At 30.2% G+C, this 25842-nt stretch carries 22 protein-coding genes; 3 read left to right on the top strand and 19 right to left on the bottom strand.

The features are described from left to right. Nucleotides 1-224: 224 nt before the first annotated feature. Nucleotides 225-548: a PadR family transcriptional regulator gene (locus ACYUCG_RS14085; protein ID WP_060794570.1), complete on the top strand. Its 324-nt coding sequence runs from the start codon at nucleotides 225-227 to the stop codon at nucleotides 546-548. Continuing rightward, on the top strand, nucleotides 541-2148 hold the full coding sequence (locus tag ACYUCG_RS14080) for a DUF4097 family beta strand repeat-containing protein (protein WP_460268779.1): 1608 nt from the start codon (nucleotides 541-543) through the stop codon (nucleotides 2146-2148). Before ACYUCG_RS14085 ends, ACYUCG_RS14080 begins: the two co-directional genes overlap by 8 nt. Before the next feature lie 67 nt (nucleotides 2149-2215). Here ACYUCG_RS14080 and ACYUCG_RS14075 read toward each other — a convergent pair whose 3' ends face one another. The 17 genes from ACYUCG_RS14075 to ACYUCG_RS13995 all read right to left on the bottom strand — a co-directional run bounded on the left by ACYUCG_RS14075 (nucleotide 2216) and on the right by ACYUCG_RS13995 (nucleotide 22870). Next, nucleotides 2216-3478, bottom strand: coding sequence for a PTS ascorbate transporter subunit IIC (locus tag ACYUCG_RS14075; RefSeq protein ID WP_060794568.1), 1263 nt, complete (start codon nucleotides 3476-3478; stop codon nucleotides 2216-2218). A 130-nt stretch (nucleotides 3479-3608) separates the two neighbouring features. After that, nucleotides 3609-3893, bottom strand: coding sequence for a PTS sugar transporter subunit IIB (locus ACYUCG_RS14070; RefSeq protein ID WP_060794567.1), 285 nt, complete (start codon nucleotides 3891-3893; stop codon nucleotides 3609-3611). Nucleotides 3894-3931: 38 nt separating this feature from the next. Next, nucleotides 3932-4402: a PTS sugar transporter subunit IIA gene (locus ACYUCG_RS14065; RefSeq protein ID WP_240259673.1), complete on the bottom strand. Its 471-nt coding sequence runs from the start codon at nucleotides 4400-4402 to the stop codon at nucleotides 3932-3934. A gap of 192 nt (nucleotides 4403-4594) precedes the next feature. Further along, nucleotides 4595-6730, bottom strand: coding sequence for a BglG family transcription antiterminator (locus ACYUCG_RS14060; protein WP_240297378.1), 2136 nt, complete (start codon nucleotides 6728-6730; stop codon nucleotides 4595-4597). 460 nt (nucleotides 6731-7190) lie between these two features. Then, the gene (locus ACYUCG_RS14055) at nucleotides 7191-8327 is read right to left on the bottom strand and encodes an acyl-CoA dehydrogenase family protein (protein WP_003459936.1); all 1137 of its coding nucleotides are present in this window, start codon (nucleotides 8325-8327) and stop codon (nucleotides 7191-7193) included. Between the two features lie 102 nt (nucleotides 8328-8429). Further along, nucleotides 8430-9980 carry an acyl CoA:acetate/3-ketoacid CoA transferase gene (locus ACYUCG_RS14050; RefSeq protein WP_460268778.1) on the bottom strand — a complete coding sequence of 517 codons (1551 nt, stop codon included), beginning with the start codon at nucleotides 9978-9980 and terminating at the stop codon, nucleotides 8430-8432. A 102-nt stretch (nucleotides 9981-10082) separates the two neighbouring features. Then, complete coding sequence (locus ACYUCG_RS14045) at nucleotides 10083-10859, bottom strand: enoyl-CoA hydratase-related protein (protein ID WP_460268777.1); 777 nt, start codon at nucleotides 10857-10859, stop codon at nucleotides 10083-10085. 230 nt (nucleotides 10860-11089) lie between these two features. Continuing rightward, nucleotides 11090-11848, bottom strand: coding sequence for a formate/nitrite transporter family protein (locus ACYUCG_RS14040; RefSeq protein ID WP_460268776.1), 759 nt, complete (start codon nucleotides 11846-11848; stop codon nucleotides 11090-11092). A gap of 369 nt (nucleotides 11849-12217) precedes the next feature. After that, nucleotides 12218-13267, bottom strand: a complete 1050-nt coding sequence (locus ACYUCG_RS14035) for a Gfo/Idh/MocA family protein (RefSeq protein ID WP_460268775.1) — start codon at nucleotides 13265-13267, stop codon at nucleotides 12218-12220. Between the two features lie 87 nt (nucleotides 13268-13354). Continuing rightward, nucleotides 13355-14944: a solute:sodium symporter family transporter gene (locus ACYUCG_RS14030; protein WP_003448574.1), complete on the bottom strand. Its 1590-nt coding sequence runs from the start codon at nucleotides 14942-14944 to the stop codon at nucleotides 13355-13357. A gap of 81 nt (nucleotides 14945-15025) precedes the next feature. Then, nucleotides 15026-15919, bottom strand: coding sequence for a myo-inosose-2 dehydratase (gene iolE / locus ACYUCG_RS14025; protein ID WP_283684445.1), 894 nt, complete (start codon nucleotides 15917-15919; stop codon nucleotides 15026-15028). Between the two features lie 120 nt (nucleotides 15920-16039). Further along, entirely contained in the window at nucleotides 16040-17041 is a 1002-nt protein-coding gene (gene iolG, locus ACYUCG_RS14020; RefSeq protein WP_003459931.1) for an inositol 2-dehydrogenase, read from the bottom strand. A 75-nt stretch (nucleotides 17042-17116) separates the two neighbouring features. Continuing rightward, nucleotides 17117-19036 carry a 3D-(3,5/4)-trihydroxycyclohexane-1,2-dione acylhydrolase (decyclizing) gene (gene iolD / locus ACYUCG_RS14015; protein WP_415342378.1) on the bottom strand — a complete coding sequence of 640 codons (1920 nt, stop codon included), beginning with the start codon at nucleotides 19034-19036 and terminating at the stop codon, nucleotides 17117-17119. A 16-nt stretch (nucleotides 19037-19052) separates the two neighbouring features. After that, nucleotides 19053-19820, bottom strand: coding sequence for a 5-deoxy-glucuronate isomerase (locus tag ACYUCG_RS14010; protein WP_460268774.1), 768 nt, complete (start codon nucleotides 19818-19820; stop codon nucleotides 19053-19055). Between the two features lie 13 nt (nucleotides 19821-19833). Then, nucleotides 19834-20850, bottom strand: coding sequence for a 5-dehydro-2-deoxygluconokinase (iolC, locus tag ACYUCG_RS14005; RefSeq protein ID WP_283684449.1), 1017 nt, complete (start codon nucleotides 20848-20850; stop codon nucleotides 19834-19836). 13 nt (nucleotides 20851-20863) lie between these two features. Then, nucleotides 20864-21709, bottom strand: a complete 846-nt coding sequence (locus ACYUCG_RS14000; protein ID WP_283684452.1) for a class II fructose-bisphosphate aldolase — start codon at nucleotides 21707-21709, stop codon at nucleotides 20864-20866. A gap of 6 nt (nucleotides 21710-21715) precedes the next feature. Then, nucleotides 21716-22870 (bottom strand): iron-containing alcohol dehydrogenase, encoded by a 1155-nt coding sequence (locus tag ACYUCG_RS13995; protein ID WP_283681968.1) that lies wholly within the window; start codon nucleotides 22868-22870, stop codon nucleotides 21716-21718. Between the two features lie 480 nt (nucleotides 22871-23350). Between ACYUCG_RS13995 and ACYUCG_RS13990 the strand changes: the two genes are divergently transcribed. Beyond that, nucleotides 23351-24121, top strand: coding sequence for a DeoR/GlpR family DNA-binding transcription regulator (locus ACYUCG_RS13990; protein WP_139932515.1), 771 nt, complete (start codon nucleotides 23351-23353; stop codon nucleotides 24119-24121). A gap of 369 nt (nucleotides 24122-24490) precedes the next feature. On the opposite strand, the gene ACYUCG_RS13985 is transcribed toward ACYUCG_RS13990, so the two are convergent. Together ACYUCG_RS13985 and ACYUCG_RS13980 are read right to left on the bottom strand one after the other, a co-directional pair. After that, nucleotides 24491-25114: a histidine phosphatase family protein gene (locus ACYUCG_RS13985; protein WP_060794557.1), complete on the bottom strand. Its 624-nt coding sequence runs from the start codon at nucleotides 25112-25114 to the stop codon at nucleotides 24491-24493. A 356-nt stretch (nucleotides 25115-25470) separates the two neighbouring features. Further along, nucleotides 25471-25842: ferritin-like domain-containing protein (locus tag ACYUCG_RS13980; protein ID WP_283684457.1), on the bottom strand; the 372-nt coding region annotated here is incomplete at its 5' end.

The following is a 25842-nucleotide window of genomic DNA, read 5'->3' as shown; positions in this document are numbered from 1 at the left end:
AAAACAAAGTCAAATTTCTAAATATATTTTATTAAAAATTACATAATAGTAACATTTGTATACAGTACTATATAAAATATAGTATATTTTTTTATTCACTACCTTGTATTATATAATAGCTTATGGTATATTATAGTAAATTTAATAAATATATGTTAATAAAAGCTATAAACCTGTCTACTACAAGGTTTTAAAATTATTTAATTATGAAAGCAGGTGAATAGATGAATTCTCAATTTAAAAAGGGAATATTAGAGCTTTGTGTTCTATCTCTACTCTCAAGAAAAGACTATTATGGTTATGAACTTATAAGCAAAATTTCAGAAAGAATATATATATCAGATGGAACAATATACCCTATCTTAAGAAAACTTAGTAAAGAAGGTTTCTTTACAACTTACTTAAGAGAGTCTCAAGAAGGTCCACCAAGAAAGTATTATAGAATTACAGAATTAGGCCTTCAACGTAAAGAACTTCTAAAACGTGAATGGTTTGATTTATTAGATGGAGTAAATTATTTATTAGAGGAGGGTGATGAAATTGACTAAACAAGAATATCTTAAAGAACTTAGAAAAAATTTAAAAGGTTTTTCCCAAGATGAGATTGATGATATTTTATATGATTATGAAGAACACTTCTCTATTGGATTATCCTCAGGCAAAACTGAAGAAGAAATAGCTGAAGACCTTGGTGCCCCAAAAGATATAGCTGATCAATATAAAAAAGCTAAGGGTAATCCAACCATTGAAGAAACAGCAAGATATTATAAAGAAAAAGCAAAGGAAAAAACAAGAGCTTTCAGCAAAAGTATGTCTGAAAACTCAACTAAAACAGATAAACTTGTACAAATAGCTATATTCATTATATTAGCTATTATTTTATCTCCTATTATTTTAAGTATTGCTGGAACTATAATTGGTATATTTGTAGGTGGAATAAGTCTTATATTTGCTTGTTTAATAGGAATGATATCCTGTATAGCTTTAGCAGCAACAGGTACGGGAGGAATTACTTCATTATTCTTTGGAGTTGTTTTGATTTTAGTGTCTTTAATTTTCTTAGGGATTCTTATGACTATTCTAGGTTATTACGGAATCAAGTTATGCGTTGTATTAATAAAAAAAGCCATTGAATATTTAACAGAACCTAAATCAAAAGATAAGAAATCATTCTGGAGCAAAAAAGCTATTATTGCTATGATAATTTCTTTAGTGTTATTCATAGCAACATTTTCAGTAGGATTATTTCAAACTATTTCATCAGGCCTTTCTATAGGAAGTGACTTAGCTCCACAAGTATCTAATTATTTAAATGAATTTGAGTATAGTCCATTTAAATTTAACTTATTTAATAATAAACATACTATAAATGATACAGAATTTCGCAATATAGAATCTATAAATAAAATTACAGTTAACTCAAAAGTTACAGATGTTAATATACTTAAATCTAATACCAGTGAGTTAAAAGCTGAACTTAAAGGTAAATATAGTTCTAATGATAGCAATTCAATAAAACTTAATATAACAGAGGATAATGGAGAGTTAATTATAGAGACTCAAAATACACCCAATAATGTGTATTCAAGTGATTTAGCTTTAAATCTATATATCCCTGAAAGCTATAAAGGTGATATATCAATATCAAGTGTTTCTGGAGATATTAAATCTGAAAGAGTTTTAGAACTTAATTCTCTTAGGATTGAAACAGTAAGTGGCAATGTGAAGTTTAACTCTGTATCTGCTTCAACAGTAACAGCTAATCTAACTTCTGGTGATATAGAATTTAATAATTTAAATTCCAATACCTCTTCATTAAAAACTATTTCTGGAGATATTAAAGTTAAATCATATATAGGAGCATTAACCGTAGATTCAACCTCTGGTTCAATAGATATGAATTTAACTGAAATCAAAGGCGCATCAACAATCAACTCTGCTTCTGGTGATGTTGAAATAGCTATAGAGGTTTCAAACAACTTATCCTTGGAAGGAAAGACAGCATCTGGATCTATAGAAGTTTCTAATAATGTAAACAATCCAAATATAGAAAAAGGTGATAAACTTTTAAAAGCAACCTTTAATTCAGGAGAAAATAAACTAAATATTACAACAGCAAGCGGAGATATTAAATTATATAATTTCTAAAATAAAAAGCTCATTAAGATTTTATAAGATCTTAATGAGCTTTATTATTTTAAATAAATCAATTATTCTATAATGCAAATATTGCTATTATCTTAGCTAATATTATTCCTATTACTCCAAAGTCAGCATCACTAAATGTTGTAGCAGTATATCCTAATCCACCTAGTGTAGGTAATAATAATGCTGGTAAGAATGTTATAAGTAATCCATTAGCAAATGCTCCAAATATAGCTCCTCTTCTTCCCCCTGTAGCATTACCAAAAGCTCCTGCTGTAGCTCCACAGAAGAAGTGAGGAACAACTCCCGGTAATATTACTGGTGCTTTTAATGCAATTAAGATAAACATTCCAACTATTCCACCAACAAAGCTTGATAAGAAACCTATTAAAACAGCATTTGGTGCATAAGGGAATACTACTGGACAATCTAATGCTGGTTTAGCATTTGGTACAAGTTTCATAGCTATTCCTCTGAATGCAGGAACTATTTCTCCAAGTATTAATCTAACACCTGCAAGTATTACATATACTCCACCTGCAAATGTAATTGCTTGAATCATTGAAAATACTAAGAAGTTTTGTCCATTACTTAAGTTTTGCTCAACATATGCTGGACCAGCTGCAAGTGCAACTATTATATATAATATAAGCATTGTTAAACTTATTGCTACTGATGTATCTCTTAAGAAAGTTAATCCTTGAGGTACATTCATATCTTCTGTTGATTTTGAACCTTTTCCAACTAATTTACCAACTCCTGCTGATACAAGATATCCAACTGTTCCAAAGTGTCCAAAAGCTATGTTATCAACACCTGTTATTTTTCTCATTACAGGTTGTGCTAAAGCTGGCATAAGGGCCATTATTAATCCCAAGAGCAATGCTCCTACTATTACTAAAGGAACTCCATTCATGCCACCAGCTATTAATATAGCTGCAAGCATACATGCCATATATAATGTATGATGTCCTGTTAAAAATATGTATTTTAATTTAGTATATCTAGCTATAAGTATATTTACTATCATTCCAAGAGCCATAATTAAGGCTGTTTGTGTTCCATAGTCAACTAAAGCTAGTCCAACTATAGCCTCATTATTAGGAACTATTCCTGTTATTCCAAATCCATACTCAAACATTTTTCCAAAGGCATCTAGAGCTCCAACAACTATTGTTGCTCCACCACCAAGAACTAAGAATCCCATTATAGTTTTAATAGTTCCAGTTATACAATCGGATGCAGATTTTTTCTGAAATATAAGACCAATTAAAGCTACGAAACCAACTAGAATAGCTGGTGTACTTAATATATCCAATAAAAACTTTAACATGCTTCTTCTCTCCTCATATTTATTAAATTGTATAAACAAACTACTAAACCCGATAACTCAGGCTTAGTAGCCCTAAAAATCAATTTTAAAACTAAATTTAAGTTATGTCTAACTTAAATATTAGTCTATTTTATAAAACACCTTTTTTCTTTAGAACCTCTGTAAGTTTTTCTTTAAGCTCATTGATATCTATCATGTTATTTAGAGAAACAACATCTCCACCTAATCCTTCTAATCTAACAGCTATATCTCTTGTTCCAACGTATATATCAGCATTTGTACCTTTAGCTGATGCAAGATCTGAATGGTTTACTTCAATTCCTTTAACTCCAAGTTCATTTAAAACATTCTCGATATTCATTTCAATCATAAAACTACTTCCTAATCCACTTCCACAACAAACTAATATTTTCATAAAAATCCTCTCCTTTTTAATTCTATTTATTTTAATTGTTATTTTCCTTTTGCATATTTCTTTGTAATTTCATAGACATTCTCTATAGAATTAGCATTTAAAATTCCATTTAAATCAGCTTCATTCATAAATAATTGCATTAAATCTGCTAAAGCTTCAACATGATTATCATTATCCTTAGCGGCTAATGTTACCACTAATTTTACTGGATCATTTTGATCACTCCCAAAATTCAGTTCATCTTTTAGTGTAATTATACTTATTCCAGTTTCATTAACACCAAATTCTGGTCTGGCATGGGATAAAACAATACCAGGAGCAATCACCATGTATGGACCTAATTCATAAAAATTATTAATTATAGCTTCTTTATAACTTTCTTTAACTAGTCCCTTTTCTTCTAATAATTTAGCTCCAATTTCTATAGCTTCTTTCCAATCATTACATTCTTCATTAACTTTTATTAAATCCTTAGTGACTAAATCTCCTAACATAACAAATCCTTTCATTATTTAAATCTTTAAGTTTTCCTTTAGCTTGATTTAATTATAATATCCATGAAAAAACTTTTGAATATGTTTACATAACCTTATGCGTAAAATCAAATTTGAAATATTGAACTAATTTAAATATAAAATTAAAGCTCTATTTTAAGCTTATATAAACTTAAAACAGAGCTTTTTATATTTATCTTTATATATTTAATTCCTTTTATATTTTGAAAAAATCTCTAGAACCTCATCCTTAGATGATGTCTTTTTTAATCTATCTAAATCTTGTGGATTATTTATAACATCCATAAACTCTAATAAAGCATTTAAGTGAATTTCCTTATCTAAACTAGCAAAAGTAAGTACTATTTTCACTGGATCATTGAACTCACTATTAAACTTAATTGGATATTTTAAATTAATAAAACTCATACAGCTTTTATTAATTTCATTAGTTAAATCTGTGTGAGCTAAGCATATCCCTGGTGCTATAACCATGTATGCTCCAAACTCTTTTAATTTATTTATTATACCTAATCCATAATTATGAGTTACAAAGCCTTTTTCCTCCAAAGATTTTGTTCCCTGTAATATAACATCCTCAAAATCCTTACAATTTAAATTAAGTCTTATATTATCTTTCTTTATAAAATCTATTAATGATAGCTTTTCATTTGATTTGGGCTTCTTTTCTTCTTGTCTTTTTATCTCATATAAAACCTCATATCTAAGTTGCTCTTCATCATCCACATCACAATGCTTTTTAACAGCCTCCAAAATTCTATTTGCAAGCTCAATTTCATTGCTCTTATTATTATCTTTAACCTTACCTAAAAGATACTTCTCTAATTTTTCATAGTCTTTCTCATTAAGTATAGGGCTAACCTTTATATATTCATCATCAGATAAGGACTGTATATCTATTGTGCTTATTACGTAATCACATTCATTTATAATCTCTCTAGTTACATTCCTACTAGCATAAGTTCCTACTATATCAACATGAAATCTCTCACTAATACTTGCTGCTATCATCTTTGATGTTCCTATTCCAGTTCCACAGACAATTATTACTTTAGTTTTTCTACTTTTCTTTTCATTATATCGTCTAAGTGCTGCAGCATAATGGATTACTATGTATGAAATTTCATGTTCTCCAAGCTCTACACCGATGAAATCCTCTAAATATTTACTTGCTGCTTTTACTTGCTTAAACAATTCTTCATGTTTTATTTTTATATCATCAAATAGTGGATTTACTAGTCTATTTCCATATTTAATTCTATAGATTGATGGTCTTAGATGGAGCATAAGCCCCTGCATTAAGCTCTGTCTTCCCTCTCCAAAGCTTATATTATAAAAAGACTCTATACATGCTGTCATTTTATCTATAACATTATATAACTCGCTCTCCTTATATTTAGTTTCATCCATGACATTTTCCTTTAGAACTTTTGCCCCTAATAAATGTATTACTATATAGTTTGTCTCCTCTTTAGGAACCTTTATATTATAGTGCTTTTCTATTTTTCTTATTATGTATTCCGAAACACTATATTCCTTTGTTTCCTTCATAAACTCTTCATTTACATTATGAAGATAAATACTCTTATTTAATTGAACCCTCTTTATCATTATGGCTAAATGTGTAACTAACCCACCATAAGACTCGTCACTAAATTCTCTTTTTAGCTCAACCTCTGCAAACTTTATTAAACCATCAATAAAATCTATATCTATATCTGAAAATAAAGTATCAAATTGAAGATTGTTTATTTTTGATTTAATTGTTTTTTGAGATATATAATTTAAAAGATCCTCAGAAGATATGGTTTTAGATAATATTCTTCCTGCTATGCTCCTCTTTATTATCTCATCTCCAGAAATCATTAAGCCAACTTTAGGTTTTCTAATTAACTTTAGATTTTTATCCTGAAGCCAAGCTTCTATGTAATCTAGCTCCTTAAGCAAGGTATTTCTAGATACACAAAGTTTTTCTTCAAACTGTCTTATTTTTATAGGTTTATTTTCTTGAAGTAATTTAAGTAATATATATACAAACCTTTCTTCTTTAGAATAACTATATTTATATGGTGTATATTCCCCTGCAAATTTCTTCATGAAATTTCTAAGCTTTTCTGTGCTTTTAACTCTTACACCCTTTTTATATTTTCTATCTATATAATCAAAGCCATTATTAACCAAAAATTTCTCTATTTTATCAATTTTATATCTTATAGCTCTATTAGTTACCTTGTATTCAGCTGCTATTTCATCAATTTCTACATAATCGTTTTTTTCTATGAGATACTGTAATATCCTAATACAATCTTTATTTAACTCCATTTCTTCTCCTTAGTTCTTCTCTTATATGAATTAATCCAATCTATATAAATAATTATATAATTTTGACTTTCTTAAAAACTACACATAATTTGCAACATTTACTTCTCTTTCAAATTGAAAATTTAAACCATTAAAAAAAGATATTTCAATACTAATATAATATTGGAATATCCTGCAAAATTAAAGCACCCCTTGGGTAATAGGGGTGCTTTATTTATTAATTAGTTGTTGTTTATTTTTGTTGTTAGTTGTTATTAGTTGTTTTAAAATTACAAACCTAAGATTTTAATTTGGAATTTAAATAAATTTCTTTAAGGGTTAATTAAAGCTTACTAAAATTCCTAAGTATTAATATATATTTTACTATATAAAATGAATTGATTTTTAACTTTTAGTTATTATAGTTGTGTATTTTTTAATTACAGTTAATTAAAACTGCAGATAATGTAAGTTTATTTCCTTATCTAAATAAGCTTCCACTTATTATTAATTTTTGAATTTCATTTGTACCTTCATAAATTTGAGTTATCTTAGCATCTCTCATCATTCTTTCTAATTGGTACTCTCTCATGTATCCATTACCACCAAGCATTTGAATAGCTTCAGTAGTAACATGCATTGCTGCATCTGTACAAACTAGTTTAGCCTTAGCAGCTGATACTGAATAAGGTTTTCCTTCTTGTTTGTCCATTGCTGCCTTATATAACATATACTTAGCTTGTTCAATTTCAACTGCTAATTCAGCCATTTTGAAAGCTAAATATTGTTGTTTAAATAAAGGTTTACCAAATTGTTTTCTTTCCTTCATGTATTCTTTAGCTATTTCAAAAGCTCCTTCTGCTATTCCTAAGCCTTGGGCAGCAACCCCAATTCTTCCTCCATCTAGAGTTTTCATGGCTATTTTGAATCCATCACCTTCTTTACCAACTAAATTGCTAGCTGGTACAACACAGTCATTAAATAGAACTTCTGAAACCTGTGCTGATTTAATACCGCATTTATCTTCTATTTTTCCTATTGATATTCCTGGAAAATCTTTTTCTACAATAAATGCTGATAATCCTTTAGGTCCCTTTGTTCTATCTGTTAGAGCAAAAACTATAAATGTTCCTGATAAAGGTGCATTTGTTATGAAGCATTTAGCCCCATTTAATATATAATTATCTCCTTTTTTCTCAGCTACAGTAATAACTCCACCAGCATCTGAGCCAGCATTAGGTTCAGTTAATCCAAAAGATCCAAGCTTTTTACCTGAAAGTATATCTGGTAGATATTTTTTCTTAAGCTCTTCTGATGCATTACTAATTCCACCAGCACATAATGAAGTAGTTACTGATACTGCTATCCCCATAGATGCATCAACCTTTGAAATTTCTTCTATAGCTAAGACATATGAAAGATAATCTCCACCTGTTCCGCCGTATTCAGTTGAATATGGAAGTCCTATGACACCTAATTCACCTAACTTTTTATAAGCTTCTATTGGGAATGTACTATTTTCATCATTTTCAATAGCAAATGGTTTTAATTCCCTTTCTGCAAATTCTTTTACTGCTCTTTGTACGTCTAATTGTTTCTGTGTTAAACTGAAATCCATACCTTAATTCCTCCCAAAATTCTGTAATTATATCTAGAGTTACAACTCCTTAAATCATTTAATTCTAGATTAATTTCATTAATAATCTAAGATCTTACTGTTTTATTTAAACCCCATAAGCTTATCGTAGAATATTCTTTCATCCATAAGTTTAAGTGGTTCATCTATCTTAGGAACAAAGTCCATATGAGCTAAAATGTCTTCTTCAAGATTAACTCCTGGAGCAATTTCTGTTAAATGTAGTCCATCATTCCTTAATTCAAATACAGCTCTTTCAGTTATATACATAACTGGCTGATTAGTTTTATTAGCATACTCTCCACTAAAAGTTATTTGCTCAACATCTTCAAGGAATTTATTTGATTTACCATCTTGAATTATATGAAGCTTTCCATCTCCAGTTTCTACTTTTAATCCTGAAGCTGTGAAAGTACCACAGAATATAACCTTTTTAGCATTTTGTGTTATGTTTATAAATCCTCCACATCCTGCTATACGAGGTCCAAATTTACTTACGTTTATATTTCCATTTTTATCAGCTTGAGCTAATCCTAAAAATGCTAAATCAACTCCACCCCCATCATAAAAATCAAATTGATAAGGCTGATCTAAAATAGCATCTGGATTTATGCAAGCTCCAAAGGCTGCTCCCCCTTGAGGTACTCCTCCAACGGGACCAGATTCAACTGTAAGTGTCATATAATCTCCAATACCTTCTTCATTGGCAACAAGTGATATAACCTCTGGTATACCAATTCCTAAGTTAACTATTGTATCCTTCTTAAGCTCCATAGCTGCTCTTCTTGCAATTATTTTTCTTGCATTTAAAGGTGCTTTTTCTATGCTGCTTAAAGGAATTCTAACTTCTCCTGTATAAGCTGGATTAAATTTCATTCCTAAACATTGCTCATGATCACATGGCTCAGCTAAAACAATTCCATCAACATATATTCCTGGAATCTTAACAAGTCTAGGGTCTAAGCATCCCCCTGATACCACTCTCTCAACTTGTACAAAAACTTTTCCTCCGTTATTTTTACAAGCTTGAGCAATTGAAGTAACATCTAAAGTTGCCACTTCTCTATCTAAAGTTACATTTCCACATTCATCTGCTGATGAACCTCTCAGGAAGCAAACGTCTATTGGAAAGGATTTATAAAGAAGCTTTTCTTCTCCCTCAATCTCAATAAGCTTAACTATATCCTCTTTAGTAACTTCGTTTAACTTTCCTCCACTTATTCTAGGATCAACAAAGGTATTTAATCCTACATGAGTTATAGTTCCAACTCTCTTGCCAGCTATATCTCTAAATAATTGAGCTAAAGTTCCCTGTGGCAAATTATATGCCTCTATTTCATTTTCAACAGCCATTTTCCCAAGCTTTGGAGCCATGTTCCAATGACCTGCTATTACTCTTTTTGTCATTCCTTTGTGAGCAAAATGATCTGCTCCACTTCCATCTCTATTTCCTTGTGCTGCAGAATACATCAAAGTTAAATTTCTTGGATGACCAGTTTCTAAAAAACGTTTTTCTAAAGCCTTAGTCAAGGATTCAGGGCAACAGCTAGCAACAAATCCTTCTGTCACTATAGTATCTCCATCTTTAACAAATTCCGCTACTTCACATGGTTTTAAAAAACTAACTCTTACCATACATAACAATCCTTTCGTGGGTAGATTAATATAAGTTACATAAACTTAATTGCTGTTTTAATTTTTATAAACTTATTAGAATTTTATATATTCAAAGTAGTCTTATTTATCTTTAAAATCAGCTTTTCTCTTATCAACAAAGGCATTCATACCTTCTAATTGATCTTTTGTTGAGAAACATAAAGCAAATAAATCTGCCTCATAGTTATATGCTGATTCAGTATCCATGTTTAAGCCATTGTTTATTGCTGCCTTAGCTAATCTAACTCCTACTGGACTCTTACTCATTATCTTATTAGCTAATTCTCTTGCCTTATCCATTAACTCTTCTGACTCATAAACCTTATTAGCAAGTCCTATTCTATGTGCTTCTTCAGCATCAATCATATCTGTTGAGAATATAAGCTCTTTAGCTATTCCTTTCCCAACTAATCTTGGAAGTCTTTGAGTTCCTGCAAAACCTGGAAGAATTCCTAAATTAACTTCTGGTTGTCCAAATTTAGCTTTCTTAGAAGCTAATCTTATATCACAAGCCATTGAAAGCTCACATCCACCGCCTAATGCATATCCATTAACAGCAGCTATTACAATTTGTGGCATATTTTCTATATCTGAAAATACCTTTTGAGCTAATCTTGAAAAATCTCTTGCTTCCATTGAATTTAAATCTTTCATTTCAACAATATCTGCACCAGCTACAAAAGCCTTTTCTCCTGCTCCTGTTATAATTACAGTTTTTATATCTTTTCTTTTTGAAATTTCATTTATAACTTCACCAAGTTCAGTTATAGTTTGATTATTTAAGGCATTTAATGCTTTAGGTCTATTTATAATTACCTCAGCAATTCCATTTGATTCATTAAAAATAATATTTTCCATAAAAACTCTACTTCCTTTCAACCCTATATATATTTTTTAGATTTTTCCTGTTAATATAAATTTCTAAGTTTTAAATTTATATATTAAAGTAAATTAGATATTTAATTTTCAGTGTAGTAATTTATTAAAATCAATAATTTTAAAAGGTGGTAATTTTTAAAAATCATTGTTTTTAGATGCTAAATAAAAATTATAATTAACAGGTAAGGAAGTTAGTTAATCCATAAAAGTTATTCCATGCTCATAAATTTAAGTGGCAATGCTAATAAGACTCCCCCTCCTACCATATTTCCCAATGTAACCCAAAATAAATTACGGAAAACAAGTGATAAACTTACATCACCTAAGGCGAAATAAGTTATAGAGAATATTCCCATATTAGCAATGCTGTGTTCAAAACCAGCGATAACAAATGCAAATATACACCAGAACATAATTATTAATTTGCCTGTTTCAGATTTCATTTTTATTGTGCTTAGAAATGCTATACAAACCATGAAATTACAAAGCATCCCTCTTAAAAATAGTTCAAGAGCCGGTAAATTAATTTTTATATCAACTATACCTTTGGCATAATCCTTGATTAAATCCATAGATGCTCCACTCTTAACAAATAAAAACCCTAATAATATAGATCCTATAAAATTTCCTAAATAACTCATAAACCAAACTTTTAAGGCCATAGTTAAGGTACACTCATTGTTGTATATCCCAATTGCCATGACTAAGTTATTTCCTGTAAAGAGCTCTCCTCCAATAAAAGCAATAAGACCTAATGCTAACGAGAAGGTTGCAGCTACCATTATTCTTGCCATCTCTGGATATGAATTGTTTAAAACAGCTCCAGTAGTATATGAAAGAATTATGGCTACTACTAGGAAAAATCCTGCAACTATAGCTCTAAAAAAATACTTTATAGGAGCTCTATCTGCAAACTTAAACTTCTTAACTGCCATGTCTGAAATTAAATTTATATCTTTTTTTTGCATTTATTCTCCTTTATTTATATATTATGTTTTTATTTGGCTGATTTTTATTTATTAGTTTAAATCACTAAAGTGCTAAGTAAAACTTAACTTCCTCAATGATAAATAACCATCTTTTAATTTAAAGTTATTAGATTTTTAATTTAAAAATGTAGGATGTAACCTTTAGACAATATTCCAAGTTTACCATGCTAAGGAGAAGGTTGAATTTTTACCTTGATAAAAAACTATGAAACATCCTACATTAATAAGCAATTTATATAAAATACTCTTTAATCATATATATTAGGAAGCTCTTTAAAGCAATTGAACTTTATATTCAATATATTCTAAAGCTTCCTAATACAAAGATATTTATTGAGTATTAGGCGGCTATTTTATTAATTTATCATAACCTTCGTAATTAACCTTTACTAATTCTCCAGTCTCAAAAGACTCTTTACAAGCATATCCAACAATAGTAGATAAAACGCCATCTTCAACAGTTACTACTGGCTTTCTATTTTCTAATACGCAGTCAACAAATTCTTTAACTTCAGCTAAATATGCATCTTCGAATCTTTCTAAGAATCCCCCTGCACATTCCTTGTTAACTCCTCTACTATCAAATACTGTAACTAAATTTTTATCTGGAGTTGTTCCAATTCTTAATGTACCTTCAGTTCCTATGATCTCAGTTTCTATATGATAACCATGAGCACAGTTTCTTCCAGCAACAAGTAATGCCATTGTTCCATTTTTAAATTTAACCATGGCTGCTCCAGTTTCAGCATCATTTATTTCATCAAACTCCTTATGTCCATAAGCTCCACCTATAGCCCATAATTCATCTGCCTCTGAATCTAGATACCATCTAGCTAAATCTATATCATGAATTGCCATATCTAAGAACAATCCACCACTATAGCTATCTTTTGCAAACTTTAAGAAGCTTGGTAAAGCCTTAGCTGGATCTAATCCATAACATCTAACTAGTACAGGTTTACCTATAGCACCATCTTCTATTTTTTTCTTAGCATAGGCGTATGATTTATCATATCTTCTCATAAAACCTAACATAAATATTTGATTTGGATGTGAGTTAACTGCCTTCATAGCTCTAACTGCATCATCTAAATACAGCCCAAGAGGTTTTTCACTAAATACATGAAAACCTGCATCTAAAGCTTTTTCTATTTGTTCACAATGGAATCCTGATGGTGAAGCTATAAATATAGCATCTAACTCTTTATTTTTTAACATTTCATCAAAGTCAGTATATCCATATGAAATATTCCATGCCTTTTGAACTTCATCAACTTGACTCTTATCTATTGAACAAACTGCTAAAAGATTAGAATTTGGAATTTTAAAAGCTAGGTTTTCAGCATGAGCTCTTCCTAATCTTCCTAAACCAACAATACCAAAATTTATCTTTTTCATTTTATCCCCTCCAAAACCATAATTTCTAACAAAATTTTATTGCATTAAGGTTCATTCTTAACCCTTTATACCTTATATTTATTAACTTTAAGCTAATCCTATAGGTGAGAATAATAGATATATAAATGCCATAACAAGAACTACAGCTAATGATGCTGGTTTTGCATATTTCCAAGGAGTCATATCTATTAATGCCTTATCAGCTTGAACAAAATCTGTTTCTCTTGGTTTTATCTTACCTATTATAAGCATTACAATTACACCTATTGGTAGTAACACACCTAGTACATATAAGAAGTGTATATCTGATAAGAAGAATTTTGATAACGTATACAAAACAATGTGTACTACGAATACTGCTTTAGCGGCAAGACTTGGAACTCTTTTTGTAAAGAATCCAACTATTACACAAGCTAATATTGGTACGTTAAAGTATCCATTACACTCTTGTAAGAAGTTGTATAATCCAGATGGAGCGTATAGGATAAATGGAGCAACTATAACTGATATAACTGATACCACTATAATAAATTTTTGTCCTACTTTTACAAGTTGTTTATCTGAAGCCTCTGGATTTATGATAGGTTTGTATAGATCTAAAGTAAATAGTGTTGATGAACTGTTCATAGCACCATTTAATGAACTCATGGCAGCTCCAAATAAAATTGCTGCAAATATTCCTAATAAAGGTTTTGGTAATACATCAAGTAATAATGTTGGATATGCCATATCCGCATTTGGTAATGCATCTCCATATTTAGCAAAAGCTATGATTCCAGGAAATACAAGTATTGCTGGAGTTAAAACCTTAATTAATCCTGCAAGTATAGCACCTTTTTGAGCTTCTTTTAAACTACTAGCTCCTAAGGCTTTTTGTACTATTGATTGGTTTGTACACCAATAGAATAAGTTATTAAATAATAATCCAGTGAATAATACAGGCCATGGAATTAATGGTGATTGTGCATTTGCTGGGTTAATAGCATTAAGCTTTTCTGGAGTTGCAATTATTATTTCAAATCCTCCAACAAAATCTCCATTTCCAAGTAATAATATTCCTAATATAGGTACTAAAAGACCTCCGATTAATAAACCAATTCCATTTACAGTATCAGAGAATGCTGCTAGTTTCATACCTCCAAGAACTGTATATATAGCACCTACTACCCCTAGTAAAAATCCAGTTAATGCTACAGCTTGGAATGTACTTATTCCTAATAAATCTGATATACCAAAAATCTGATTTAAAACTAGTCCACCTGAATATAAAACTGTAGGTATGTAAGTTACAACATAACTAACTAAGAACAAAATTGAAACTATTCTTTTAGTTGTGCTATCAAATCTCTCTTCTAAATAATCTGGGATTGTTGTGATTCCGCCTTTTAAGTATCTTGGTAAGAATATAAGAGCTAGTGTTATAAGTGCTACGCATGATGTAACTTCCCATGCCATTGGTCCCATATTGGTAGCATAACTTTGACCGTTAAGACCTATGATCTGTTCAGTTGAAAGGTTTGTAAGTATCATTGTTGCAGCGATTACAGGACCGCTTAATCCTCTTCCTGCTAAGAAATATCCTGTTGCTGTTTCTGTATTATCAGTGCCTTTAGCTTTATACCAAGCAATAGCGAATACAGCTACTAAGAATATTGCAAAACTCAAAAATATGAACATAAATTCTCCCCCTACCCTATTTTGTGGTAACAGCATAATTTAATTATGCTGTTACCTAAAATTCATTATTGACCAAATTTATTAAAGGTTAGTTTTTTCTTTTATATATTTTCTTGCTTTTATTGCATATTCTAATGGGTTTGCTATTGCTGGATCTTGTTCAGCTTCTACTAGTAAATATCCTTCATAGTTATTATCCTCAAGAACTTTGAATATTGGTTCAAAATCTATATCTCCATCTCCAGGAACTGTGAATGCTCCTTTTCTTACTCCTTGTAAGAAACTTAATTTATCTCTTTTAACTTCTTCTACTTTTTCTTTTCTTATATCTTTTAAGTGAACATGTTTTACTCTATTTACGTATTTCTTTAATACTTCTAAAGCATCTTCACCTGAATAAACTAAATGACCTGAATCAAATAATAAGTAAACTAAATTTTCATCTGTTAAGTCCATTAATTTATCTATTTCTTCAGTTGTTTGTACTACTGTACCCATATGATGATGGTAAACAAGCTTCATTCCTTTTTCTTTTGCTAAAGCTCCTAATTTATTTAAACCTTCAGCAAGTGTTTTCCACTCTTCTTCATTTAAAATATATTTTCCATCAAATATTGGTGTTTCCATTTGACCTTGTATGCTATGTCCTTGTTCTGATACTACGATTACCTTTGCTCCCATAGCGTTAAGGAAATCTCTATGTTCTATAAATGCTTTTTCAGTTTCTTCGTATGGTTTAGTTGTTAAAAATGAACTGAACCAAGCACTTGCTATTTCCATATCTCTTAATTCTAAAGCTTTTTTAAGAACTTCAACATCTCTTGGATATTTGTTTCCAACTTCTGATCCTTTAAATCCAGCTAAAGCCATTTCACTTATACATTGTTCGAAAGTATTTTCTTTTCCTAAGTCTGGCATGTCATCATTTGTCCATGCTATTGGTGCTATTCCTAATTTTACATTTGAATTAAACATTCTCGTTTCCCCCATTACATTTTTTATTTGTCAGAAAAGCTAACTCCCATTTAGCTCTTCTGACCAAAACTTATTTATACCTTTTAATTTTTTATACCATTTTAATTCTCATTTTTAATATTAGTATTCTATTTTAACTGGTCTACCTTCTTTTAATGATTTAGTAGCAGCTAGTCCAACTAAAACTGAATATAATCCTTCATTAGCTCCAACAGGAACTTCAGTATCATTAACTAAGCAGTTTATAAATTGTTGCATTTCATTAACATAAGCATCCATGTATCTTTCTAAGAAGAAATATTTTGGTTTTTCTCCCACAATACCATCAACTGAAGCTATTGTAACTGTTGTATCTGAGTCATTATCAGCCATTACATATCCTTTTCCACCAAATACTTCAACACGTTGGTCATATCCATAAGCAGCTTCTCTACTATTATCTATTACACCTATGCATCCGTTTTCAAATTTTAAAGATATAATTGCTGTATCAACATCTCCAGCTTCTCCTATTTCAGGATTTACCATACATGCACCTTGTACATATACTTCTGAAATTCTACTTCCACTTAAGAATGCAGCCATATCAAAATCATGAATTGTCATATCTAAGAACATACCACCTGAAACTTTTACGTATTCTATTGGTGGAGCTTGTGGATCTCTTGAAGTAATTTTTATTATGTGTGGATTTCCTATTTTACCTTCTTCTATAAGCTCTTTTAATTTAGCAAAATTGTGGTCAAATCTTCTATTGAATCCAACTTGATATTTTACTCCAGCTTTTTTAACAGCTTCTAAAGTTTTTTCAATTTTAGCAACATCGTAATCTATAGGTTTTTCACAGAATATGTGTTTACCTCTTTCAGCAGCTTCAATTGATATTTTTGAGTGAGTATCTGTTGATGAACATATTATTACAGCATCAATTTCTGGATCGTTTAAGATTTCCATGTAATCTCCTGTATAATTTGGAATTTTAAATTCCTCAGCAGCTTTTTTAGCTGATTCTTCAAATACATCTGCTATAGTTTTAACTTGAGCTCCTTGTACTTTTTCTTGAATAGATTGAGCATGAATTCTTCCTATTCTTCCTGCTCCAATAACACCAATATTAATCATGACCATTTCCTCCATCATCTTTTAAAATTTAAATTTATTTTCAAAATAATATAAAGTAAAATTGCTTTAAATATTTTAATATCTTCTAGCAGCTTTTAAATTTTTCTCTTTGTTCTCAAATGCCTTATTTACACCATCAATTTCTGATTCTCCAGCTATTCCAACATGCCACCATGCATCATAGCCATCTGTCATTGTTTTTGGTAACACCTTTATGTCTATTAAAGTTGAAACCTTTTGCTTTTTAGCATCTTCTAAAGCTTCTTTTAATTGAGCTAAAGTTTTTACTGAATATGTTTTCAATCCATACCCACTAGCTACCTTAGCAAAATCTATAGGGATTAATCCCCCTTCTAACTTACCATTTTCATCTCTATATCTAAACTCTGTAGCAAGGCTTCCTATACCATTTGACATTTGTAGATTATTTATACATCCAAATCCACAGTTATCAAATAAAAGTATATTTATCTTCTTTTGCTCTTGCATAGCTGTTACCATCTCTGAATGAAGCATTAAGTAACTTCCATCACCAACCATTGAGTAAACTTCTCTTTCTGGCTCTGCTAACTTAGCTCCTAATGTAGCTGCTATTTCATATCCCATACATGAATATCCATATTCCATATGGTATGAATCTCTAACATCTGTTTCCCACATTCTTTGAAGATCTCCTGGTAAACTTCCAGCAGCTCCAACTACTATGGCATCATCATCTATTGTTTCTCTAATAACTCCTAAAGCAGCTGTTTGAGTGATTAAACCTCCTGTTAATACACTAAACTCTTCTATACATCCTTCTCTCTTAGGTTTTATTAAAGCTTCAAAGTTTTCATCATATTTAATATTTGTTAATCTCTTCATCTCTTCTTTCCAAGCTTTTTTAGCATTTACTATTTCATCTTCATATGATGATTCATAGTTATTTGCTTCTAACATAGCTTGTAATTCTTCTATACATACCTTTGCATCACCTATTATCTTGTGAGCATCCATTTTTCCACCATGGAATTTTGATACGTTTACAGTTATAAAATCAACTTCTGGATTCTTAAATAATGATTTTGATGAAGTTGTGAAGTCTGAGAATCTTGTTCCAACACCAATTACTAAATCAGCATCTTTAGCAATCATATTTGCAGCAAGGTTACCAGTAACCCCTATACCACCTAAATTTAATGGGTGACTTGATTTAATAGCACTCTTACCCGCTTGTGTTTCGCATATTGGAATATTGAACTCCTCTGCAAAATCAACTAAAACTTCACCTGCTTCTGAGTATCTAACTCCACCACCACAAATTATTATAGGTTTCTTTTTATTCATTATTATATCTAATGCCTCTTCAAACTCTTCTTGTACAGCTAGAGGTCTAGTTATCCTATGAACCCTTTTATTAAATAAATATTGTGGGAAGTCATAAGCTTCTCCTTGAACATCTTGTGGTAATGCTATACAAACAGCACCTGTTTCAGCAGGATCTGTTAATACTCTCATAGCATTTATCATTGCTGACATAAGTTGTTCTGGTCTATTTATTCTATCCCAATACTTACAAACTGGTTTAAAAGCATCGTTTGTTGTTATTCCTAAATTATAAGATTGTTCTATCTGTTGAAGTACAGGATCTGGTTGTCTTGTAGCAAATGAATCTCCTGGTAATAGTAATAATGGTATATTATTCACTGTTGCTGTAGCTGCTGCAGTAACCATATTAGCAGCTCCAGGGCCAACTGAACTTGAACAAGCTATTATTTTTCTACGATTGTTTTGTTTTGCGAAAGCTGTTGAAACATGAGCCATACCTTGCTCATTTCTTCCTTGATAAACTTTAAGTTCACCTGGATTTTCATATAAAGCTTCTCCCAATCCAACTACAATACCATGTCCAAATATAGTGAATATCCCATCAACAAATTTTTCTTCTTTACCATCAAAAGAAACGTATTGATTATCTAAAAATTTTACTAGCGCTTGGCCTGTAGTCATTCTCATAAACTTCTCATCCTTCCTATTTTTCATCTAATAACCAAACATGAGCTGGATCATCAATTCTATCTGTCCAAGGGTTTCCATCTAAGTGTCTTATCATCCAACAATAATACATTCTATATCCTGGTGCAGTAGCTTGTGGATGTGTATATCCACCTTCTATTATTGCATATCCACCATCTTTAACTTTGTAAGCCTCATCACCTATAAAGCAAGCTCCAAAGCCTTGTGGCTTATCAAATTTATAATAATAAACTTCTGGTTGTGGATGTTCATGTGGAATATAGCTTGACCATCTTCCTGGATAAGAAACTATTTCCCCATTAACCATATTTGAATATGGTGCATTACTGTAATCAAAGAATGTTTTTATCTTACGAGCTGCAGTTCCATCCCATTTATCTAAAGATGATTCTTGGATTATTACATCCTCAGGTCTATACAGCTTAGCTAAGAATTCTTTATCATTTTCAGCTTTTTGAATTAATATCTTAGCCTCTTCTAATGCCTCAACTTTAACTTCTACATTTTTGCAAACATGTAGACAAAAACCCTCTTCTTCAAATACATTTTTTCTGCTAGCTTCAACCTCTTTATTTTCCCAAAGGTATTTTATTTTACCTTCCATAAGAAGTACTGCAACTTCCTTTTTAGGTTCTAAAATTACTATTTTATCACCTTTTTTCATTTTTATAACTTCTATATCCATTAGCATACTGCTATGCTTACCATTAATCTCTGTAACAATCTTTTTCCCATCTTCTGAAAAACCTATATTTTCTACCATAGTTATAACCTCCTTAGCTTCTAGCTACCATTTCTCCATACTCTTCTTTTTCTTTCTTTATGAATTCTTTAATAGCTTCTACTGTTGGCATGTCTTCTGAGCAACTATGACTTGCAACTAACATTGCTGCTGAGGCACTTCCAAACTCAAGAGCATCCATCATATCCCATCCTTCTAAGATTCCATATATAAATGCTGATGCATAAGCATCTCCACCTCCAAAGGATTTTAAAAGTTTTACTGGGAAAGGTTTTATTCTATATGCTTTTCCATCTCTAGTATAAGCTGTAGAACCATCTTTACCATGTTTGATTACTACTATCTTATTACCATAATCTAACCATCTTTTAGCTGTCTCTTCATCAGTGCTATCCTTAGCTATTAAGCCTTCCATTAGATCAAACTCTTCTCTTGATCCCATTATGATATCACTTTCTTTTCCTACTATTGAATAGTAAATTGCTATTTCATCTTTGTTTTTCCAATTATATTCTCTGTAATCAACATCAAATATAACAACTGTTCCATTCTTTTTAGCAAGTCTTAAAGCTTTTAATGCAGCCTCTCTTGAAGGACTCATTGCTAAAGCAGTTCCTGAAATAACTATAGCCTTTGTATTTTTAATATAGTCTTCGTCAATATCATTAACGTCTAATTGTAAATCAGCTATACCATTTCTATACATTAAAATACTACTTTCTGTAGGACTTAATATTTCTGTAAATGTTAATCCTAAAGATTCACCATTTTTAGCTTTACTTATTTCAGATACATCTATTCCCTCTTTTTTGAAGTAATTTACTACAAACTCTCCAAATCTATCATCTGAAACTTTTCCTATAAATCCAACCTTTTTTCCTAATCTAGCAAGTCCAACTGCTATATTTGCAGGAGAACCTCCTAAGTACTTATTAAAATTCCTACTTTCTGATAATGGTTTGTGAATATCTGTAGGATTAAAATCTATTGCTACTCTCCCTACTGGGACAATATCAAATTTTCTTTTCTCATCAAATTCTATATATCTCATACTAACCCATCTCCTAAGCCTTATTTACACTTTCAAAAATATCCATATGCTTCTTTACATTCTCATAAACCCCCTGAACCTCTGCAGCTTGAAGTGTGAAATAGTCTTTCTTTTCATTATCTACGTATAATTTTCTTACAGACTCTTCAACAGAATTGAAGGTTGCAGTTGCAATGTTTATTTTTCTTATTCCTTTATTTTTACACTCTTTAAAGTCCTCTGGTGTTATTCCTGATCCACCATGTAAAACTAATGGTGTTTCGATGTTTTCTCTCAAATTCTCTAATACATCAAATCTAAGTTTTGGAGTTCCTTTATATACTCCATGAGCATTTCCTATAGCCACTGCTAAAGCATCTACTTTAGTCTCTTGAACAAACCTTTTAGCGTCTTCTACGTTAGTTACTTTCATCTTTATATCTTCACTACCATCTTCACTTCCGCCAACCTGTCCAATTTCAGCTTCTATAGCAGCCCCATATTTATCTGCTAATTCTTTTACCCTTTTAGTTATCTTAACGTTTTCATCAAAACTTAAATGAGATCCATCTATCATTACTGATGTAAACCCAATCTTTAAAGCCTTTTCTATATTCTCTAAGGTTAGTCCATGATCAAAATGAACTGCTACTGGTACCTTAGCATTTTTTGCAGCGCTTACCATTAAAGGTCCGATTAATTCTAATGGGGAATTAGTTAATCTAACCTCAGCAATCTGAAGAATCATCGGGGAATGCATTTCTTCAGCTGCTTTTAAAGCACCCTTCACCATTTCCATGTTTGCTATACTAAAGCTTCCCACTGCATAATTTTTTTCTCTTGCAGCATCTAAAAGCTCAGTCATCTTTACTAATGCCATAATTTATTACCTCCAAAGATTATTGTAGATTTTTATCACATCATCAACTTCAATAATCTTTCTTGTATTGCTTGGACTTCCACTTTCCATAGCGTCAGCTGCCATTTTTTCTATATTATCAAAGAACTTAGTTTTATCTACTCCAAACTCTTCTAAAGTCGGTATTTCTAATTTAACCATTAATTTAACCACTTCATCTATAAATGCTTTTGCTGCCTCTTCATCGCTCATGTTGTCGTTAGCTATATTTATTTCTTTAGCTAATTGAGCAAATCTATCATAAGCACCATCTACTACATATGTGAAACAAGCTTCTAAAAGCATTGCATTTGATAATCCGTGTGGTACATGGAATAAAGCTCCTATTGGTCTACTCATTCCATGAACTATTGTAACTGAAGAGTTATTAAATGCTATTCCAGCTTCTAAAGCTGCAATTGACATCTCTTCTCTTGCTTTTAAATCCTTTGGAGTATCAAAAGCTATAGGTAAATACTTAAATATTCTTTTTACAGCTGAAACTGCAAAACTATCTGAAAGTGGTTGTGCCTTTCTAGATGTATAAGCCTCTATAGCATGAGTTAATGCATCTAACCCTGTAGCTGCTGTTATCTTAGCAGGTGCTGTCATTGTAAATCTTGGATCCACTATTGCTAAGTTTGGTAATAAGTTAGCTCCTTTTAAAAGCATCTTAACATCATTTTTTGTATCTGTAATTATTGTAAATTGAGTAGCTTCTGAACCTGTTCCTGCTGTAGTTGGTATTACAGCAAAGGGTGGAAGTTCTTTTTCTATTTCTCTACCCATATAATCAGATATCTTACCTTTGTTTGTTATCATAGCTCCAATTGCTTTAGTAGAATCTATTGGACTCCCTCCACCTAAACCAATTAGAAAATCACATTGATTTTCTTTATAAAGCTTAATTCCTTTTTCTATCATAGTATCTGTAGGTTCACTATTTATTTCATTGTATAAAACGTGCCCAATATTCTCACTATCTAATACATCTGTTAAAACCTTTACATTGCCTAGATCAGTCATTACTTTATCAGTAACTATTAAAACCCTTTTACCAAAATTCTTTAAATATGCTTTACTTTCATTTAAAGCATTTTCACCTGAAATAATACGTTTTGGCATAATAAATTGATTCGCCATATAATCACCTCTCATGAGTTAACGTTTTCTGTTTATTTACTGTTTGTTCTCTTTATGTTTTAATAATACCAACTTAACCATAACATGTCAATAACATTTTCACATATTTACCACAAATATAATCATTATTTATAAAAATATAATCAAAAGTTACTCATTTATTTTCACAATTGCCCTTCCTTTTATTAAGAATTTCGTTTATAATAGAATCACAAAGCCTATGAAAGGAGATGAACACTTGTTGCAGTAGGTATCATTACAATAAATTGCTGTACTAAATCCAGATTAATCACATATAATATTTTGAGTTAATTTTAGTTTATATTGATTATCTTCTTAGTATTTTTTATTTGTTAATCATGAAATTAAAGCAATACCTTTAGTATAAACTCTATATATTATAAATAGATTAAATTTTATACTCACTAATTAACTAAACTTAATATTATTGATAGAAAATTACGAGCAACAGGGAAAGATATGCGTTCAAAAAGAATAGACCTAGTAGAAAATTACATTATTAATCACAAAACCGTATCAATTGACAAACTATGTGAAGTGTTTGATGTATCAAAAAATACCATAAGAAGGGATTTAAGTGTTCTAGTTGAAAAAGGAACCATAAAAAAAGTCTATGGCGGAGTAACGGTTAATGAAAATCAAGAGTTAGTATCTTTTGAAGAAAGAAATGTTAAAAATAGCAACTCAAAATTAGCTTTAGGAAAGGCTGCTGCTGAATTTATTGAAGATGGAGATAGCATCTTTTTAGATTCTGGTACAACAACGGTTAATATTATTGATTTCTTAAAAGATAAAAAAGATATAACTATTTTCACTAATAGCGTTACAGCTATATGCAAAGGAATTCATTATAATAACTTAAATATAATTTGTTTATCAGGAATTCTTAACAGAAAGACTCAATCTTTTACTGGCTTACATAGCACAGATATATTAAAAAGTTATAATATAAATAAATGCTTCATGGCTTGTACTGGTATTTCACTAAAAAGAGGGGTTACTAATTCTACTAAAGAAGAATTTAAAATAAAGAAAACCGCAATCTCTAGAAGTGCTGAATGTTTTCTTTTAGCTGATCAATCAAAATTTGATCATGTTTCTTTAATGACTTTCTGTGAAATTAATGATTTAAATTATGTTATAACAGATACAAAACCTAGTAATGAATATATTGAATACTTTAATGATAATAATGTAAATTTAAAAATTTGCGAAAAAATAATTTACTAAGAAAATAGGGATACAAGTATGTATCCCTATTTTTTAATGTGCTTATAAATTATCTAAAAGCATAATTTTCTATAACTTTATTGCTACTTTCTAAGCTACAGTTAGCTAAATATCCCTTTTACATTAAACTTTAAGCTAATATTTTGATTTAGCCATAACTTTTAGATTAGGGAGGTGCTACTTAAAGCACCTCAATATTTAAAAATCTTACTTCTAAAATCTATTCCCATCTTCCCAAAAATCGAAGAAAGTAGATTTAAAAATCACTAGATTTTAGATTTAAGATTGTAGCACAAGTCTACTATTAAGTTGTGTAATTTTTAAATTTTTATTCATTAAATCATATAATAAAAATTTAAACTTCTTATATTATTTATCATATTCATAATGGTCAATATTGTTCAAAGTAACTACTTCAAAATTTGCTCCATTCCATTCAACCTCATTATAACTAGCTTGATGGAATATAGGATAATCTATTATTTTGCTTTCCTCAAACTCATTTTTAAAGTATCCTATTAAATATCTTACACACATTCCATGAGTAACTATTAAAATGTCCTTATCTTCATTATTTTTTATTATATCATCTACAGTTTTAAATAATCTTTCTGTAAATTCCTTTATATTTTCTCCTTCAAAACTCTTATAAGAAAATGGTTTATTAAATAGATTATCTAACTCATTTACGTATTCCTCATGACTTTTTATCTCTTCAGTAGTCATTCCTTCCCATTTTCCAAAGCTTATTTCTTTTAATCCTTCAACTTCTTCAACCTCAATATCCTTATCGCCTTTTATTAAGTATGCAGTTCTCTTTGCTCTTTTTATAGGACTTGTAAAAATTTTATCTATTTTAATATCATTAAATCTCTTTCCTAATAACTCTGCTCTTTTAACTCCATTTTCAGTTAACTCAGAATCTTTCCACCCTTGAAATCTATGCTCAAGATTCCATAAAGTTTCCCCATGTCTTGTGAAATATATTTTCATATTAAAAATACTTCTCCCTTCTATTCATCTTATTTATACATAAATTTTATCTTATTTCTACTTAAATATCATTTAAATATAAACTTCTTTAAATCAATCATCTTTCACCAATAACCATCTATTATTATCTTTGTGGCATAAAAATAGTTATTTACTTATTTGTATTAAGAAAATTAGATTTAAAAAGATTATTTTAAATTATAAGTAGTTAACTCTGTAATAATTATATACCTTATACTAAAAATATCATAATAAAAAACTTTTTATTTGTAAGTAAAAAGAGATACCTTAAAGGTATCTCTTCTAATAAGGAAGTAATTAAATTTTTAATTTATAAAGCGTGTAATTTTTATATCTTATTTAAAGTATCTGTTTAATAATCCAGCGAAAGCTTTTCCATGTCTAGCTTCATCTTTACACATTTCGTGAACTGTGTCGTGGATTGCATCTAAGTTTAATTGTTTAGCTAAAGTAGCTAAGTCTTTTTTACCTTGGCAAGCTCCATGCTCTGCATTTACTCTTGCTTGTAAGTTAGCTTTTGTATCAGCTTCTACAACTTCTCCTAACATTTCTGCAAATTTAGCAGCATGTTCTGCTTCTTCGAAAGCTATTCTTTTATAAGCTTCTGCAACTTCTGGGAATCCTTCTCTGTCAGCTTGTCTTGACATAGCTAAGTACATTCCTACTTCTGTACATTCTCCTACAAAGTTAGCTTGTAATCCTTCGAT

Source organism: Clostridium sp. CTA-17 (assembly GCF_054767895.1).
The sequence above is the reverse complement of the archived record's forward strand: the minus strand, read 5'-3'. Positions and strand labels throughout refer to the sequence as shown.